Source organism: Xanthomarina maritima, from assembly GCF_008084905.1.
Classification (GTDB): domain Bacteria; phylum Bacteroidota; class Bacteroidia; order Flavobacteriales; family Flavobacteriaceae; genus Xanthomarina; species Xanthomarina maritima.
Window position 1 is genome coordinate 139,060 of sequence record NZ_VSFC01000062.1, and the last position, 16,365, is coordinate 155,424.

The 16,365-nt window shown below is 30.6% G+C and carries 16 protein-coding genes; 13 read left to right on the forward strand and 3 right to left on the reverse strand.

Features of this window, described 5'->3' with window-relative positions; all coding sequences use genetic code 11:
• Nucleotides 1-23: 23 nt before the first annotated feature.
• The 10 genes from atpG to FVF61_RS13025 all read left to right on the forward strand — a co-directional run bounded on the left by atpG (nt 24) and on the right by FVF61_RS13025 (nt 10,370).
• Nucleotides 24-884 (forward strand): ATP synthase F1 subunit gamma, encoded by an 861-nt coding sequence (gene atpG, locus FVF61_RS12980; protein ID WP_148457094.1) that lies wholly within the window; start codon nt 24-26, stop codon nt 882-884.
• 209 nt (nt 885-1,093) lie between these two features.
• Complete coding sequence (locus tag FVF61_RS12985; RefSeq protein ID WP_148457096.1) at nt 1,094-1,522, forward strand: hypothetical protein; 429 nt, start codon at nt 1,094-1,096, stop codon at nt 1,520-1,522.
• 59 nt (nt 1,523-1,581) lie between these two features.
• Nucleotides 1,582-3,045: an oligosaccharide flippase family protein gene (locus FVF61_RS12990; RefSeq protein WP_148457098.1), complete on the forward strand. Its 1,464-nt coding sequence runs from the start codon at nt 1,582-1,584 to the stop codon at nt 3,043-3,045.
• Between the two features lie 35 nt (nt 3,046-3,080).
• On the forward strand, nt 3,081-3,515 hold the full coding sequence (gene dut / locus FVF61_RS12995) for a dUTP diphosphatase (RefSeq protein ID WP_148457100.1): 435 nt from the start codon (nt 3,081-3,083) through the stop codon (nt 3,513-3,515).
• Between the two features lie 92 nt (nt 3,516-3,607).
• On the forward strand, nt 3,608-4,627 hold the full coding sequence (locus FVF61_RS13000; protein ID WP_148457102.1) for a sugar phosphate nucleotidyltransferase: 1,020 nt from the start codon (nt 3,608-3,610) through the stop codon (nt 4,625-4,627).
• A gap of 2 nt (nt 4,628-4,629) precedes the next feature.
• Nucleotides 4,630-5,991: a tetratricopeptide repeat protein gene (locus FVF61_RS13005; RefSeq protein WP_148457104.1), complete on the forward strand. Its 1,362-nt coding sequence runs from the start codon at nt 4,630-4,632 to the stop codon at nt 5,989-5,991.
• Complete coding sequence (locus FVF61_RS13010) at nt 5,991-6,770, forward strand: DUF4292 domain-containing protein (RefSeq protein WP_148457106.1); 780 nt, start codon at nt 5,991-5,993, stop codon at nt 6,768-6,770. The genes FVF61_RS13005 and FVF61_RS13010 overlap by 1 nt, the downstream gene beginning before the upstream one ends.
• Before the next feature lie 3 nt (nt 6,771-6,773).
• Nucleotides 6,774-8,003: a murein hydrolase activator EnvC family protein gene (locus tag FVF61_RS13015; protein WP_148457535.1), complete on the forward strand. Its 1,230-nt coding sequence runs from the start codon at nt 6,774-6,776 to the stop codon at nt 8,001-8,003.
• Nucleotides 8,004-8,513: 510 nt separating this feature from the next.
• Nucleotides 8,514-9,923 carry a hypothetical protein gene (locus FVF61_RS13020; protein WP_158635214.1) on the forward strand — a complete coding sequence of 470 codons (1,410 nt, stop codon included), beginning with the start codon at nt 8,514-8,516 and terminating at the stop codon, nt 9,921-9,923.
• Between the two features lie 9 nt (nt 9,924-9,932).
• Nucleotides 9,933-10,370: a hypothetical protein gene (locus tag FVF61_RS13025; protein ID WP_148457110.1), complete on the forward strand. Its 438-nt coding sequence runs from the start codon at nt 9,933-9,935 to the stop codon at nt 10,368-10,370.
• A gap of 84 nt (nt 10,371-10,454) precedes the next feature.
• Here the strand turns inward: FVF61_RS13025 and FVF61_RS13030 are convergent, their stop codons facing one another.
• Both FVF61_RS13030 and FVF61_RS13035 read right to left on the reverse strand, forming a co-directional pair.
• Complete coding sequence (locus FVF61_RS13030; protein ID WP_148457112.1) at nt 10,455-10,964, reverse strand: acyl-CoA thioesterase; 510 nt, start codon at nt 10,962-10,964, stop codon at nt 10,455-10,457.
• 103 nt (nt 10,965-11,067) lie between these two features.
• Nucleotides 11,068-12,006 carry an HU domain-containing protein gene (locus FVF61_RS13035; RefSeq protein ID WP_148457114.1) on the reverse strand — a complete coding sequence of 313 codons (939 nt, stop codon included), beginning with the start codon at nt 12,004-12,006 and terminating at the stop codon, nt 11,068-11,070.
• A 104-nt stretch (nt 12,007-12,110) separates the two neighbouring features.
• On the opposite strand from FVF61_RS13035, the gene dprA reads away from it, so the two are divergent.
• A complete protein-coding gene (dprA, locus tag FVF61_RS13040) occupies nt 12,111-13,214 on the forward strand; it encodes a DNA-processing protein DprA (RefSeq protein WP_148457116.1) in 1,104 nt (367 codons plus the stop codon).
• Here the strand turns inward: dprA and trpS are convergent.
• Nucleotides 13,211-14,179 carry a tryptophan--tRNA ligase gene (trpS, locus tag FVF61_RS13045; protein WP_148457118.1) on the reverse strand — a complete coding sequence of 323 codons (969 nt, stop codon included), beginning with the start codon at nt 14,177-14,179 and terminating at the stop codon, nt 13,211-13,213. The genes dprA and trpS overlap by 4 nt on opposite strands.
• Before the next feature lie 104 nt (nt 14,180-14,283).
• On the opposite strand from trpS, the gene FVF61_RS13050 reads away from it, so the two are divergent.
• Nucleotides 14,284-15,024 carry a lysophospholipid acyltransferase family protein gene (locus FVF61_RS13050; protein WP_148457120.1) on the forward strand — a complete coding sequence of 247 codons (741 nt, stop codon included), beginning with the start codon at nt 14,284-14,286 and terminating at the stop codon, nt 15,022-15,024.
• A 234-nt stretch (nt 15,025-15,258) separates the two neighbouring features.
• The gene (locus FVF61_RS13055) at nt 15,259-16,338 is read left to right on the forward strand and encodes a TlpA family protein disulfide reductase (protein ID WP_233586847.1); all 1,080 of its coding nucleotides are present in this window, start codon (nt 15,259-15,261) and stop codon (nt 16,336-16,338) included.
• The last annotated feature ends 27 nt before the right edge of the window (nt 16,339-16,365 follow it).

The window sequence follows — 16,365 nt, forward strand, 5'->3', positions numbered from 1 at the left end:
AATCTTATTTCATATTTTAAAATATGGCAAATTTAAAAGAAATACGTAACAGAATATCATCGGTATCTTCTACCATGCAGATTACCAGTGCCATGAAAATGGTATCTGCTGCAAAATTAAAGAAGGCACAAGATGCTATTACAGCTATGCGTCCTTATGCAGACAAGTTAACTGAACTTTTACAAAGTTTAAGTGCTACTTTAGATGCAGATTCTGGAAGTAAATTTTCTTCTCAAAGAGAAGTAAATAAAATACTTATTGTAGCTATTACTTCAAATAGAGGATTGTGTGGAGCGTTTAATTCAAACATCATTAAAGAAGTAAGTAAATTATCAAAAGGTACTTATGCAGGAAAAGATGTTTCTTATTTAGCAATTGGTAAAAAGGCAAATGATGCTTTTAAGAAAACCAATAAAGTAGTAGCTAATAAAAGTGCTATTTTCGATGATTTAACTTTCGAAAATGTATCTGAAATAGCTCAAATGCTTATGGATAAGTTTGTTGCTGGTGAATATGATAAAATTGTACTTGTTTACAATAAATTTAAAAATGCTGCAACTCAAGAAATAATGACAGAACAATTTTTACCAATTGTTCCTGTTGAAGCTGATGTTAATGTGAATTTAGATTATATTTTTGAACCTTCAAAAATTGAAATTGTTGAACAATTAATTCCTAAATCCCTAAAAACACAATTGTTTAAAGGAATTAGAGATTCTTTTGCTTCAGAACATGGTGCACGAATGACAGCTATGCATAAAGCAACAGATAATGCTACTGAGTTAAGAGATCAGTTAAAATTAACTTACAATAAAGCACGTCAAGCAGCTATTACTAACGAAATCCTTGAGATTGTTGGTGGAGCTGAAGCTTTAAATAACTAAGATAAAACGTCATGCTGAATCAAGTTCAGCATCTCATAGTAATTTAGCCTTACTTTTATTAGTAAGGCTTTTTTTATGGAACAGTATTTGATTTAGTATCTTTATAAATCAAATTCTTGGCATCAATGAAAAGACAAAAACAAATATTGAGCTTCATCTGTATAGTATTAATCCTAATTAGTTTTGCACAATGCTCTAGTGCTCAAAAAATGCAACTACAAGAAACAGCATCATTTGAATTAGGACAAGTAACTTTTCAAAAATGGATTGCAGGAGTACAAGGTGGTGGTTCAGGATACCACATGCTAATCAATGTAATTTCAAATAAAAATAATGTGAAGTTCGATTCTATTTATTTTAGAGATTATAAAGCCAATATAGAAATTGGTAAAATAAATTATGTTGCAAATATAAAAACAGATTTGAATCAACGTGATGACATTATTATGAATAATAATGGTCAAGATGAATTTGGCAACAAAACTCCTTTAAAAGAGAATAATTTCCCTTTTAAATTAGCCGAAAATGAATGTGTTATCAGTTATATAGAAAAAGAAACAACCAAATACATTAAAGTAGAAAACCTTATTGAAAAACCTAAAGAAGAATATCCTTCTGCACCTCCAAAACAACCTTAATTTATTAGATTGTAATTAGATTTTTAAAACTGTATATTTAGCAGACCAAAAACGAACTCTTGAGTACTTTAAAATCTCTATTTAAACAAACTTTTATTTATGGCTTGGCGACAGTGTTACCACGAATGTTAAGTTTTTTATTAGTTCGTTTACATACAGATGAAAGTGTCTTAAAATCAGTTGCAGATTATGGAGACGTATCATTAATCTATTCATATTTCGTTCTATTTAATGTTATTTTAGCATATGGAATGGAAACAGCTTTTTTTAGGTTTTTCCATAAAGAGACTCATATTTCTAAAGTTATTGGAACGTCTTCTATTTCTTTGATTATTTCTTCAATACTTTTCTTTTTATTCGTATTAGTTTTTCAAAATCAAATAGCACAATTCATAGATATAAAAGCTGAATATGTCAATCTGGTTATTTGGATTTTACTATTAGATGCTTTAGTTATCATTCCTTTTGCATGGTTAAGAGCCAACGCAAGACCTATAAAGTATGCAATTATCAAAATTCTAAATGTTGCAATTAATCTTGGATTGAATTTGTTTTTGCTGTTATGGTTAAAAGATTTAACAACAGAATCTTCGTTGTTAGCCAACATTTACAAGCCTAATTTTGAAATCAATTATATCTTTATTGCAAATTTGGTTGCAAGTGCAGTTACCTTGCTAATTATGCTGCCATTTTACTTCAAAATTCAATATACTTTTAACATCAATCTTTGGAAACAAATGATGCGCTATGCCTTTCCTGTATTGATTGCAGGAGTGGCTTTTTCCATAAATGAGACTTTCGATAGAATATTACTCGATAAATTACTTCCTGAAAACATTGCTAAAACAGAAATTGGTATGTACTCTGCATGTTATAAATTAGGTATGTTTATGACGCTTTTTGTAACAGCTTATAAGCTTGGTGTGGAACCTTATTTTTTTAGTCATGCAAATACAGAAAATCCTAAAAAAAACTATGCAAGAATACTTGAGTACTTTGTTATTTTTGGTTCTGCCATTTTACTAGGAGTAGTTGTCTTTGCTGATGTTTTAAAAGTTATTCTAATTGGAGACGAAGCCTATTGGCAAGCCATGCTTATTGTGCCAATTATATTATTGGCTAATTTATGTTTAGGTATTTATCATAATTTATCTGTTTGGTATAAAATAACAGACAGAACCAAGTTTGGAGCCTATATTTCAGTATTTGGCGCAATTATAACACTTTTACTTAATTTCTGGTTAATACCTAAAATAAGTTTTGTTGGTTCGGCTCTAGCTACGCTTTCAGCCTATGCCTCTATGACGATTATATCTTATTATTTCGGAAAAAAATATTATCCTATTCCATATAACCTTAAAAAGATTTCATGGTATTTATTATTATCAATCGGTCTTTCTGCGATATCCTTTTATGGATTTAGAGGGAATTATGTAGTTGGAATTTCAGCATTAATTGTATTTTTAGGACTTGTTTTTCAACTTGAGAAAAAGGAATTAAAACAATTATTAAAAAGAAGCTAATCTGTCATTCAATAAACGCGATCAATCTCAAAACTATGCAAATAAAAATAATTAACAAATCCAGCCATGCTTTGCCACACTATGAAACCATAGCGTCTGCTGGAATGGATTTAAGAGCCAATTTATCAGAGCCTAGAACTTTAAAACCCTTAGAACGAAGTATTGTTGGGACAGGACTTTTTATAGAATTACCAGTTGGTGTTGAAGCTCAAGTAAGACCAAGAAGTGGTTTAGCTGCTAAAAAAGGAATTACAGTTTTAAATGCTCCAGGAACAGTCGATGCAGATTATAGAGGAGAAATTGGTGTGATTCTTGTTAACCTTTCAAATGAAGATTTCACTATAAATAATGGCGAACGTATAGCACAATTAGTCATTGCAAAACACGAGCGTGCTGAATGGGAAGAGGTAGAAATACTTTCAGAAACATCAAGAGGTGAAGCTGGGTTTGGAAGTACTGGAACCAAATAATTGACGAATTTGGATTACAGATTTTTTGATTTCAAAAAGTAACATTCTTGATTAAATCAACAACTAAAATAAAAACGATTCAACTTTAAAAGATGAAAATAATAGTACCCATGGCTGGACGAGGCTCTCGTCTTCGTCCACATAGTTTAACAGTACCAAAACCATTAATTCCAGTAGCAGGACAACCAATTGTTCACAAGTTGGTTAAGGATATCGTAAAAGTATTAAACCAACCTATTGAAGAAATTGCTTTTGTTCTTGGAGATCCTGCTTGGTTTGGAGACGATGTAGTTTCCAGTCTTCAAGACTTAGCAAAAAGTTTAAATGCTAAAGCTACTATTTACCGTCAAGACCAACCTTTAGGAACAGGTCATGCCATTATGTGTGCCAAAAAATCACTTTCTGGACCAGCAGTTATTGCGTATGCAGATACGTTGATTAGAGCCGATTTCAACCTAGATCCTGAAGCAGATGCAGTTATTTGGACAAAGCAAGTAGATAAACCTGAAGCTTTTGGTGTTGTTAAATTAAATGATAAGAATGAAATTATTGAACTTGTTGAAAAACCAGAAACTTTTGTTAGTGATCTAGCCGTTATTGGTATTTATTATTTTAAAGATGTGACAGTTTTAAAAGAAGAACTGCAACACGTCTTAGATAGCAACATTATTAATGGAGGTGAATATCAGATAAACGATGGCATTAAGGGTATGATGGCAAAAGGGAAAATCTTTAAAACAGGAACAGTTGATGAATGGATGGATTGTGGTAACAAACCAGTCACAATTGAAACAAACGCTAGAATGTTAGGTTTTTTACAAGCAGATGGGAAGGAAGAACTTATTGCATCAACCGTAACAAATAATAACTCTACTATTATAGAGCCTTGTTTTATTGGCGAAAATGTAGTTTTAAATAATGCTACAATAGGACCTAATGTTTCTATTGGGAACAATTGTAAGATAGAAGCTTCAACCGTTAAAAATAGCTTAATACAAAACCATACTACTATTAAAAATGCTAATTTAGACGACGCAATGATTGGTAATCATGTAATTTACAATGGTAAGTATACTAAAATAAGTATTGGCGATTATTCAGTTTTAGAATAAATATGAAACAAAAAATCTACATCCTCATTTTTTTCTTCGGATTGATTTTCATTCCTCAGATAATCTATGCGCAAATAGATTTTAATAAAACACCAGACGACGATTTAGGTGATGTTGAAGATAGAACTCAAGAATTATTTTTTGAAGCTTTAAAACAAAAAGGCATTGAAAATTACGATCGAGCAGTTACAGCACTTCTACAATGTATTGAATTAGACAATTCTCAATCTGTTTTTTACTACGAATTAGGTAAAAACTATAACTTATTAAAAAACTTTGGTGCAGCTGAAGATGCTTTAAAAAAAGCTGTAAAAGATCAACCAGATAACGAATGGTATTTAGATGAACTTTATGAAGTCTATGCGCAACAAAACGATTACGATAAAGCTATTAAAACTGTTAAGCAGCTAGTTAACTACCATCCAGATTATAAAGAAGATTTGGCTAACCTTTATTATAGAACCAAAGACTATAAAAATGCTTTAGAAATTCTTGATCAATTAGATAATGAGCAAGGTATTACGCCTTCAAGAGATATGTTGAGGAATCAAATTTATGCTGCAACAGGCAGAAAAAAAGATCAAATTGAAAACCTGGAAGAACGTGTTGAAGACAATCCAGACGAAGAATCAAATTATCTGGCTTTAATCTATAGATATAGTGAAAATAATGATAAAGAAAAGGCCTTTGAAACTGCTAAAAAATTATTAGAAATAAAGCCTAATTCTCAATTGGTTCATTTAGCATTATATAAATTTTATTTAGAAGAAAACAATCCAGAACAAGCTATAGCTTCTATGAAAATTGTGCTTCAAAGCCCTCAAATAAATTCGGAAGCTAAGATGATGGTTTTGTCAGATTTTGTGAAATTTGTAGGTGAGAATCCAGAATACGAAGAAGATTTGGTTGAAGCTACCAGTTTTACACTAGATAATTCTAACGATAAAAGCTATGTTGAATTAGCACAATACTACTTAGCTAAAGGTGATAAAAAGAAGGCATTAGAATATTTTAATGAAGCATTAAAAATAGATCCAGATAATTATACAGTATTAAAAAATGTGTTATTATTAGATATTGATTTAGAACATTACGAAGAAGCTGTCTCTAAAAGTCAAGACGCTTTATTAAAATATCCTTCACAGCCTTTAATCTATTTAATACATGGTGTAGCATTAAATAAATTAAATCGTGCTAAAGAAGCTATAGAAACTCTTGAAGCAGGATTAGACTACATAATTGACGATACAAAAATGGAAGCTGATTTTTATAAGCAATTAAGTTTAGCATACACTACTTTAAACAATACAGTTAAGGCTAAAACGTTTAGTGATAAAGCAAAACAGTTAGAATCTACAAATTAATGAAGCTATTCTTTTTTAAAAAAACCATATTTATTGGATGTTTATTAGTAAGTTTTTTTGGATGTAAACCCACTAAAACACTTTCAGATGGTTCCGTAAATTTAAATTTGTCTTCTAAAGAAGTTATCAAGGAAAATTCTAAAACTTCCCCAAATTTTAAAACGCTTCAAGCAAAGGTCAAGGTTGTTTATTCAGAAGGAAACGATTCACAAACACACACACTTTCTTTTAGAATGTTGAAAGATCAAATTATCTGGATAAGCTCCTCTTTTAATATTATTAGAGTGATGATTACACCAGAAAAAGTGCGTTATTATAACAAGTTGGATAACACATATTTTGATGGCGATTTCCGTTTTTTAAGCGATATTCTTGGCACACAACTTGACTTCGAAAAAGTTCAGAATTTATTTCTTGGTAATCCGTTATTTAAACTTAATAGAACAGACTATAGCATGTCTGTAAACAATGCTAAGTATATATTTCAACCTAATGAGCAATTAGCACTTTTTGAATTGTTTTATATAATAAACCCTTCACATTTTAAAATAGATTCACAACAATTATCTCAAACTATCGAAGCCAGGTTTCTACAAATAGATTATTTAAATTATCAAAATGTAGAAAAGCAAAATCTACCCGAAAACATGAAAATAATTGTTTTAGAAGGAGATGATGAAACAACTATAGAAATGGAATTCAAATCGGTATCTTTGAACCAAGATTTAAGATATCCTTTTAATATGCCATCTGGATTTGAAGAAATTGTTTTTAAGTAAATGATGCACAAAAAAACATATACCATAATATTCCTACTTGTATTTTTATTAAGTAGCATCGTTAGCTTTTCTCAAAGTAAAAAGCAACAAGAGTTAGAAGAACGTCGTCAAGAATTAAGTCGTGAGATAAAGCAAATAAACGATTTACTTTTCAAAAATAAATCGCAACAAAAAACACAAACATCGCTTATTGAAGATTTAAGTTATAAAGTAAGTGTACGTCAAAATTTAATAAAAATCACCAATCAGCAAGCCAATTTATTGACTCGAGAGATAAATACCAATCAAAAGAAAATTACTGAATTAAGAGACGAACTTCAAACACTTAAAGACAATTATGCTAAAATGATTGTTACGTCTTATAAAAGTAAAAGCGAACAAAGCAGAGTCATGTTTTTGTTATCATCCAGTAATTTTCAGCAAGCATACAAACGTGTGCAGTACATTAACCAGTATGCAGAGTACCAAAAAGAACAAGGCGAACTAATTAAAGTCAAAACCCTTGAGCTGCAGGAGACTAATACAGCTTTATTAAAACAAAAAACAGATAAACAAAAGCTTATTGATGAAAATAGAGTGGCACAAAGAGAGCTTGAAGTTGAGCTAAAACAACAACAAAGCTTGATGGCTTCCATTAATAAGAACTTAAATAACTATACAGCTCAAATAAGAGAAAAGCAACGTGAAGCCGATCAAATTGACCGAGAAATAGAGAAAATTATTCGCGAAGCCATTGCTGAATCTAATAAAAATAAAGGAACCACAACTGCAGCAGCCTCAAAAGGTTTTGCTTTGACACCAGAAGACAAAATACTTGCCGATAATTTTGTGTCAAGCAAAGGCAAATTGCCTTGGCCTGTTGAGAAAGGTGTTGTGAAATTAGGTTACGGAAAACAACCACATCCTGTAGTAAAAACAGTGATGATACAAAGTAATGGTGTACGTATTGCAACAGAGGAAAATGCCCCAATTCGAGCTGTTTTTAATGGAAAAGTATTGGCAGTTCAAGCTATAAAACATGGAAATCTTTCGGTGTTAATACAACATGGTAACTATGTAACGGTTTATAAAAACCTCTCGAAAGTATATGTTAAAAAAGGCGATAACGTAACCACTAAACAAGAAATAGGACAAGTCTTTACAAACCCTTCCAATAAAGAAACCATTTTAAACTTTAGTATTTTTAAAGAAAGTGCCACTCAAAATCCAGCAGATTGGATTTACAAGATGTAATCTTGAAAATCTTATCACGGATTTACAAAATGTGATAACATTTTGAAACCAATTTTTTTGGATTTATAAGATGTGATTTGTCATTCAGAGCGATGCGAAGAATCTATAAGATTTCAAAATGTCTGCAACTTCAAATTATTAAAATCTCAAACAATTACGGTTTTACCGTAATTGAAACAGTGCATTTCATCGAAAAACATTAAATATACGTAACGTTACGTACACGATATTTTAAATTTAACCTTTAGGTTTATGGCATGTTAACTTAAAAATTATTTATTATGATCAAAAATCAAAAATCAAAAATCAAAAAACGTAAAACTAAGGCGTTTTAATCCATTAATTTTTGCCTTGTTCCTCATGTCAATTCTACAATTTTCATGTCAGAGCGATTCGGAATATGATTTAAACAGTACTACAGACCAGGCCAAAAATTCTTCTTATAATATTAAACCAATATTTAAGCAAGAAATTTCGACAAATAAAAGTCTAGTCAACACACTTAAGTCATTGCAATCAGATCAATCTAAAGCAAATAGCGATAATGAATCGTTGAAATTAGTAGTCACAGATTCTGGGTTGACCATAAACTCAGAACATGCTATTTATCTTGAAAGCTCAGATGGATTATATCATTCCTATACCTTTCCTGTTATAGAAGAATCTACTGAAAGCAATATTATTAAGAACGCACTTATTTCCTTGCAACCAGATGGAAATTATAAAACATTTTTAGTGACTTACAATCTGCCTTTAGAAGTTAAAAGTTTAATTGATGCTGGAGAAACACCTAGCGTTGTAGAATACATAACATTTACAGATATAGAAGATTTAGACTTAGCAGGAATGATAAATGGATTGGTCCATTATGATGAAGGTTTAAATATCTGTTATGAGTATCAAGATATAATTAGTCAAGGAACAGGCTGGGTTATAGGAACAGATCGAGTAGAAGTTCCTTGCCCTCCAGGAGTTGGCTATAATTCTGGAGGAGGAGGTGGTACCACAGGAGAGCCTGGAAATGGAGAGACAAATAATCCTCATGAATTAGAGGGAGAAGGAAACAATAATTTTCCAGGAGATGGACACGGTTCAGGAGGTCCGGGAATTGGGAACAATAATTCTGGAAATTCAACTGGGACAGGTAATGCTACTGTGCTTATAGATAACATTACAGCTATGCAAATTAATGTTTTAAATTTGTTAAATTTATCTGATATTACAGAAGATTCAGTCAATAACCAAGACGTTATAGATTGGATAAAAGATGATCTCAATGCCTATCAGTTAAAACGCGTACAAACATTTTTACAGAACCATGAAGTCAGTGAAGAGGCTATAGCTTTTGCCATGGAGGCCATTGAGGCGTTATTGGATGGAGGTGAAGTAGATTTTGAAGAATTATATATTCAAACAGACACACCAGATGATAATTATGTATATTTAGGACAAAAGGTAAATATCCCTAATCAAATAATTTTAAATGATAATAGTATTGTTAATGTTACTTTCAATTCTAATACTTCTGACGGAGTTAGTTCTAATCAGGAGGTGTCAATTTATTTATTAGAATCAATTGAATTTGCACTTAATGAAGCTAACAATAATTTAGATTCTTCAGATAAAATCAATGAAGTTAATATTTATTGTACTACTAATGGGAATCATTCTACAACAAGTAATCATTATAATGGTACAGCTGTAGATATAAATTCAATTAATAGGCAAAGAATGGCTCTTACTGGAGTTACAAATCAAATAATTCAACTTCAAGAAGGTTTTGATAATTATCAATATATTAGAGAGAATTTTGGGCCACATTTTAAACACAAATATGATATTTACTCTAACACATGGAACCACAATTACCCTGTTGGAGGACATGGAGATCATATTCATATATCAGTAAGAGTTAATTAAAATAAACATATGAAAACATTTAAATTTATTAATTTTTTTTTAATTTTAATCAGCTTTTTTTGTGTTTCACAAGAAAAAAATCAAGAAATATATATTCAAGAAATTGAGAACAATAAAGAATTGAAATATGTATTAACTTATGCAGAATCAATAATACGTAAGAATGATACAAATCAAAACTTTTTTTTAAAAGGGCTTAAATTGCCATCAAATACGGAAATTCCTGAGGAAGATGGTCACGAAAAAATGGAATATTTTTATTTTTTTGTTTCAAGCTACGATGAATACCCAGAAATTGAAGGAAAGCTTTATAAAACGATTTCATTTATAAACCCAAATTTAATTAGTGTCTCTTTTGAAGAGAGGATGGTTTTAATTAAAATAGAAGTTGTTGAAAAGGAGTTAATAGATAAAAAAGATATTATAATTAAAATCCCTTTATACTAAAAGATAATTTATTTATACTCTTTTTAAAAGCATCTCATTTAAAACTAGAATGAGATGCTTTTTTATTATTTACTATATAATATTTTAAACAAACAAAGCCTTCAATTCCGTAGCATCTTTAGGCTTCATTTTTCCAGCAAGAACCAAACTCAATTGTTTACGTCTTAAAGCGCCATTATAACGTTCTTTTTCCAAGTCGGTTTCAGGAGTCAATTCTGGTACTTCCACAGGACGTCCAGTTTCGTCTACAGCTACAAAGGTATAAATAGCCTCGTTGGCTTTGGTTTTTAGTCCAGACTCTCTATCTTCTATCCAAACATCCAAATATATTTCCATCGAGCTTCTAAAAGCACGAGATACTTTTGCTTCAACTGTTACTACAGAGCCTACAGGCACTGAACGAGTAAATTCCACATGGTTTACAGAAGCTGTTACCACAATACGTCTGCTGTGTCTTCTGGCCGCAATACTAGCTGCTCGATCCATTCTGGCAAGCAATTCGCCACCAAATAAATTATTTAATGGGTTGGTTTCACTAGGCAGCACTAAGTCTGTCATAATGGTTCTGGATTGCTCAGGAGTTTTTATAGACATGGTTTGACATTTTTTGAATAGAAATGCAAAGGTAAGTCCATTTTAGATTTTAAAGAGATTTTAAAACGAAAAAATAAAAAGATAATGAAGATGTGGAAGTGAATTAATCTAATTCCTTAACCAAAAGCCAAGCAGCAGGATTGTGGTTGCGTTTTATATCTCTTAAGGCACTTAAAGCGTCTAAACGGTCTTCATAACTAGCGTAAACAACCTCATGTAAACCATATTTGTTGACGCCTATTTTTCTGGCATCATAACCTAAGGTTTTAAGTTCTTCCAACTTTTTGTCGCTGTTTTCCTCAATTCTAAAAGCGCCAGCTATAATATGGTAATTGCCAGTTTGTTTTTTAACATTTAAGGTTACAGCAGGAAGTGGATTTTCAATTACAAATGTCGCTTCTTGAATTTTACTTTCCAGTTGTTGATTGGCTTCTTCTTGTGCTAATTGGTTTTGAGTATTTATGTTATTCACATAATAATTAGATGCTACAAAACCACCTAAAGTAAGTGCAATAACTGCAACTGCAGCATATTTAAAATAACTTCTGGATTTGCGTCTCTCAGGAGTGATGGCAATTGGAATAACTTTTTCAATTTTCTGAACGGTTTCTTTGTAAACTTCTCTGTTTACAGAAGGAGATACAAATTGAGACAATCCAAAAGCATCAGTTAAATAGTTTAAATGATACGAAGGTTCAAAAATAATTTTCCCAACATTGTTTAGCGATAGGTCTCCAATGTTTTCAAATGAAATGGTTTCCCCTTCTGTTAAATAAGATTTTAAAGATTTGACACGTTTCTCAATTTTCTTTGAAGCTTCTTCAAAAGGAATCTTTTCAACATCAGCAATATAATGGGTTAAAATACCATCATTCTTCTGAATTTGCTCATTAAAAGAAAGCATTTTCTTTGGAGGATAGAAGGCATTAGTAGATTCGTGAATGGTTGCCGAAACACGTTGCGTTAAAAAAGCTCCTAATTCAGGGACTGTAACACATTCATATCTATATAGTAAGTCGCTTATGTAGGATTCTAATTGCATAAAAACAAAGTTAGCAAAATTTAAAAGCGAACAAAAATTCGACCTAACTATTTATTAACATGATAAAAATTCTTTACTTGTAGTCTCAATATCAAAAAATTACGATGACCGAAAATAGCTTGTTATATATTTTAGCCTTACAACATATACCAAATATTGGTGATATTACAGCTAAAAAACTGATTTCTCATTGTAGCTCTGTGGAAGCTATTTTTAATGAGAAAAAACAGAATTTACTCAAGATTGATGGTATTGGGAGTTTGGTAATTAAAGATTTGTTTAACAAACAGCATTTCTTAGCAGCTGAAGAAGAGTTAAAATTTATTCAAGAAAATAATATTAAAACCTTGTATTTTGCTGATGCAGATTATCCTGAAAAATTAAAGCATTGTATAGATAGTCCTATTTTACTCTTTCAATCTGGGAATATTAATTTAAAAAAACAACGAATTATTAGTGTGGTTGGAACCAGAAAGATTACCACTTATGGCATTGCTTTTTGTAATAAACTCATTGAGGAATTAGCTATTTTTAACCCAGTTATCGTTTCTGGTTTTGCTTACGGAACCGATATTACTGCTCAAAAAGCAGCTATAAATAATAATTTACAAACCATTGGATGTTTGGCTCATGGATTGAATCAGATTTACCCTAAAACACATAAAAAGTATGTGGCTGAGGTTGAAAAACATGGCGGGTTTTTTACAGATTTTTGGTCTAGCGATCCCTTTGATAGAAATAATTTTTTAAAACGAAATCGGGTGATTGCAGGTTTAAGTGAAGCTACTATTGTGATTGAATCTGCCGAAAAAGGAGGTAGTTTAGTAACAGCAGATATTGCAAATTCATACAACAGAGATGTGTTTGCAGTCCCTGGAAGAGTAACTGATAGTCAGAGTTTAGGCTGTAATAATCTCATAAAATTTCAAAAAGCACATGTACTGTCAAATCCATTAGACATTCCTTATATGTTGAATTGGGAATTAGAAGATGAGAAAAAAGCACCAGTTCAAAAACAATTGTTTGTTGAATTAGATGATGATGAAAAGGTAATTTACAACTATTTAAAGACAAAAGACAAAGAACTTCTAGACGTGATTGCATTGGAGTGCAATTTACCTATTTTTAAACTTGCTGGCATTTTATTGAATATGGAATTAAAAGGTGTAGTAAGACCTTTACCAGGAAAGTTGTTTGAAATTATTTAGTAACCAACTTTTTTTCTTACTCTTTCTAAAACATCATTAGCAACTATCCTAGCTTTTTCTGCTCCAATAGCCAATAAGCTATCTATTTCGTCTAGGTTATTCATGTAATAATGATAGCGTTCACGCTCTGTAGCGAAAGTTTCAACTATTAATTCGAAAAGCGCTTGTTTAGCATGTCCATAACCATAATTACCTTGTTCGTAGTTGGCTTTCATATGTTCAATTTGAGCTTCAGAAGCTAATAATTTATAAAGAGCAAAACAGTTACAGATGCTCCAATCTTTAGGGTTTTCTAGAGGTGTGCTATCTGTTTCAATAGACATAATTTGTTTACGAAGTTTTTTATCGTCTAGAAAAATATTGATGATATTTCCTCTGCTTTTACTCATTTTTTGACCATCTGTACCAGGAATAAGCATCGTGTTTTCTTGGACTTTCCCTTCTGGCATTACAAATGTTTCTCCCATTTTTGTCTGAAAACGAGAAGCTACATCACGAGTCATTTCTATATGTTGAAGTTGGTCTTTCCCAACAGGAACTATTTCGGCATCATATAATAAAATATCTGCAGCCATAAGCATAGGATAGATAAATAAACCAGAATTAACATCTTCTAATCTATCTGCTTTGTCTTTAAAACTATGCGCAAGAGTTAATCGTTGATAAGGAAAAAAACAGCTTAAATACCAAGACAATTCAGTTACTTGAGGTATATCGCTTTGTCTGTAAAACACTGTTTTATTTATATCTAATCCAAATGCCAACCAAGTAGCAGCAGTTGAATAGGTGTTACTTTTTAAAAGATCTGCATCTTTAATTTGAGTTAAAGTGTGCAGATTAGCGATAAATAAAAAAGAGTCGTTTTTAGGATCGTTTGCCATATTAATGGCTGGGATTAATGCGCCTAAAATATTTCCTAAATGTGGTGTACCTGTACTTTGAATGCCTGTTAAAATTCTTGCCATATTCATTTCCTGCAAAAGCAGAAATCTTATTTTTAAGTTAAGTAAAAGGCAAAGGTAATTTTTTTGCTACAATAGCTCAATAAATTTAAGTAGTTTTGGCTCTTATGAGATTATTTAAGTATTTGTTTTGGATTTTATATCGCATCTGGTTCTATATACTTGTAGCTATTCCAATTATAGTTTTATTCCCTTTACTATTTATTTCTATACTAAAGGAAGCATGGTATCCTTTCTTTTTTAAACTTGCTCGTATTTGGGCAAAATTTATTTTAGCAGGAATGGGTTTTGTGTGGAAAATTGAGTATGAGCAAGTACTTGAGGAAGGAAAAAGTTACATGTTTATTGCTAACCATACCTCTATGGCAGATATTATGCTCATGTTGGTATCGACTAAAAATCCATTTGTTTTTGTTGGAAAAAAGGAACTAGTTAAAATTCCACTATTTGGATTTTTCTATAAACGCACTTGTATTTTAGTAGATAGAAGTTCTGAAAGAAGTAGAAAGGCTGTATTTTTAAGAGCACAAAGTAGATTGAAGCAAGGTTTAAGTATTTGCATTTTTCCAGAAGGAGGTGTTCCAGAAGATGAAGATATTGTTTTAGATACTTTTAAAGATGGTGCTTTTAGATTGGCAATTAATCATCAAATTCCAGTGGTTCCAATGTCATTTTTAGATAATAAAAAACGTTTTTCTTATACTCTTTTTAGTGGTTCTCCAGGAAAAATGCGTGTTAAAGTTCATCCTTTTATTGAAACAAAAGGCTTAGCCATTCAAGATACAAAAGCTGTTAATGAGAAGGCGAAAAGTGTGATTAGAAATCAGTTAAACTTATTTTATAAGTAAATACTTTAATTTATTTACGGTTTTTCCGTATTTTTTTACTAAACTCAATTTTAATAGATTAAAGATTGCTAGAATCTTTTTTTTGTTTTGTTTGAACTAGTTGAATGCTCAGCTCCTCATAATTGTAAGAGATTAAAAGATAATATTTGTTTGACTGGTTGCTAAAAAATAAAAAAAATGAACCAACTAAGAAAAATAAATCTTTTTAGTTGGTTTTTTAATTTTCATATAAAGATGCTGAAAAATTTTGTTATAATTTTATTGATGTTAGTTTTTGGCTGTCAAAACAAAATCACAAAAGAAACTGTGATTAACAATTACAACAAAAAGATAAATTCTATAGATAAAATTGAATATCATATTAAAAGAATAGATACGTTTTCTCCAGACTATGTTTTGAATAAAACTGGAAATGTTTTGATTGAAAAAAGAAAAAATGATACGTTACATAAGATGTCATTTTTTGCAAGATCTTATTCTCTAGATAAAAACTATTTATATGATGATTATAATAGTTTTGAAATATCTAACAAGAGCAATACTTATGAAATGGTAGGTTCTTATGGTTTTCGAGGAAGTCCAGGAGGTCAGTTGATTTCAGATGTTTTTTTCGGCTTAGATAGTATTTATAAAACGGTAGATTTAATTGAGACCAAAAACAAATATCAGTTATACTATACTTTTGAAAATGACACTATTCATGATATTAGTAATGTAGAGAAAACCATAATTATTGATAAAACCACTTTTTTACCTATTAGAATAGTGAAAACTTCCGAAAGAGGAGGTGAACGTACTGTTGGAATTTTTGAATTTGATAGTATTTTAATAAATAATCAAGTTAAAAATTCTATTGAAAATCAGAAAAATAAACTTCAAGATTTAGAGTTATTAAAAACAGAGGATCCAATAATTGTTTCTTTAATTGGCAAGGAATTCCATATAAAAAACCTTCCTAATTTATGGGATGATAAGCCAATTAATATATCTGAAAAATTTCCAGCATTAATAAGCTTTTGGCAATTTTGGTGTAGCCCATGTATTAAATCTTTACCAAAGTTAAAGTTGCTTCAAAATACTTATAAAGACAAAATTACTGTCATTGGAATATCCACTCAAAGCTCTGAAAAAGTAAAGCATCTTCTTTTAAGTAAAAACATAGAGTTTTTAAATTTAAAAGGCACTAATAAAACACTTGAAGATTATTATATTAATAGTTTTCCTGCTTATTTTCTTGTAGATAAGGAAGGAACTATAATTAAAGAGTATTCTATTTTTTCAGAAGACATTGAAAAAGACATAAAAGCATTATAAAAAATAAAAGCTGCTCTTGGCACAGAG

What these genes read in the sequence shown, in the direction of transcription:
- atpG (WP_148457094.1), top strand. Translation starts at nt 24, where the DNA reads ATGGCAAATTTAAAAGAAATACGTAACAGAATATCATCGGTATCTTCT.
- FVF61_RS12985 (WP_148457096.1), top strand. Translation starts at nt 1,094, where the DNA reads ATGCAACTACAAGAAACAGCATCATTTGAATTAGGACAAGTAACTTTT.
- dut (WP_148457100.1), top strand. Translation starts at nt 3,081, where the DNA reads ATGCAAATAAAAATAATTAACAAATCCAGCCATGCTTTGCCACACTAT.
- FVF61_RS13000 (WP_148457102.1), top strand. Translation starts at nt 3,608, where the DNA reads ATGAAAATAATAGTACCCATGGCTGGACGAGGCTCTCGTCTTCGTCCA.
- FVF61_RS13005 (WP_148457104.1), top strand. Translation starts at nt 4,630, where the DNA reads ATGAAACAAAAAATCTACATCCTCATTTTTTTCTTCGGATTGATTTTC.
- FVF61_RS13010 (WP_148457106.1), top strand. Translation starts at nt 5,991, where the DNA reads ATGAAGCTATTCTTTTTTAAAAAAACCATATTTATTGGATGTTTATTA.
- FVF61_RS13015 (WP_148457535.1), top strand. Translation starts at nt 6,774, where the DNA reads ATGCACAAAAAAACATATACCATAATATTCCTACTTGTATTTTTATTA.
- FVF61_RS13025 (WP_148457110.1), top strand. Translation starts at nt 9,933, where the DNA reads ATGAAAACATTTAAATTTATTAATTTTTTTTTAATTTTAATCAGCTTT.
- FVF61_RS13030 (WP_148457112.1), bottom strand. Translation starts at nt 10,964, where the DNA reads ATGTCTATAAAAACTCCTGAGCAATCCAGAACCATTATGACAGACTTA.
- FVF61_RS13035 (WP_148457114.1), bottom strand. Translation starts at nt 12,006, where the DNA reads ATGCAATTAGAATCCTACATAAGCGACTTACTATATAGATATGAATGT.
- dprA (WP_148457116.1), top strand. Translation starts at nt 12,111, where the DNA reads ATGACCGAAAATAGCTTGTTATATATTTTAGCCTTACAACATATACCA.
- trpS (WP_148457118.1), bottom strand. Translation starts at nt 14,179, where the DNA reads ATGGCAAGAATTTTAACAGGCATTCAAAGTACAGGTACACCACATTTA.
- FVF61_RS13050 (WP_148457120.1), top strand. Translation starts at nt 14,284, where the DNA reads ATGAGATTATTTAAGTATTTGTTTTGGATTTTATATCGCATCTGGTTC.
- FVF61_RS13055 (WP_233586847.1), top strand. Translation starts at nt 15,259, where the DNA reads ATGCTGAAAAATTTTGTTATAATTTTATTGATGTTAGTTTTTGGCTGT.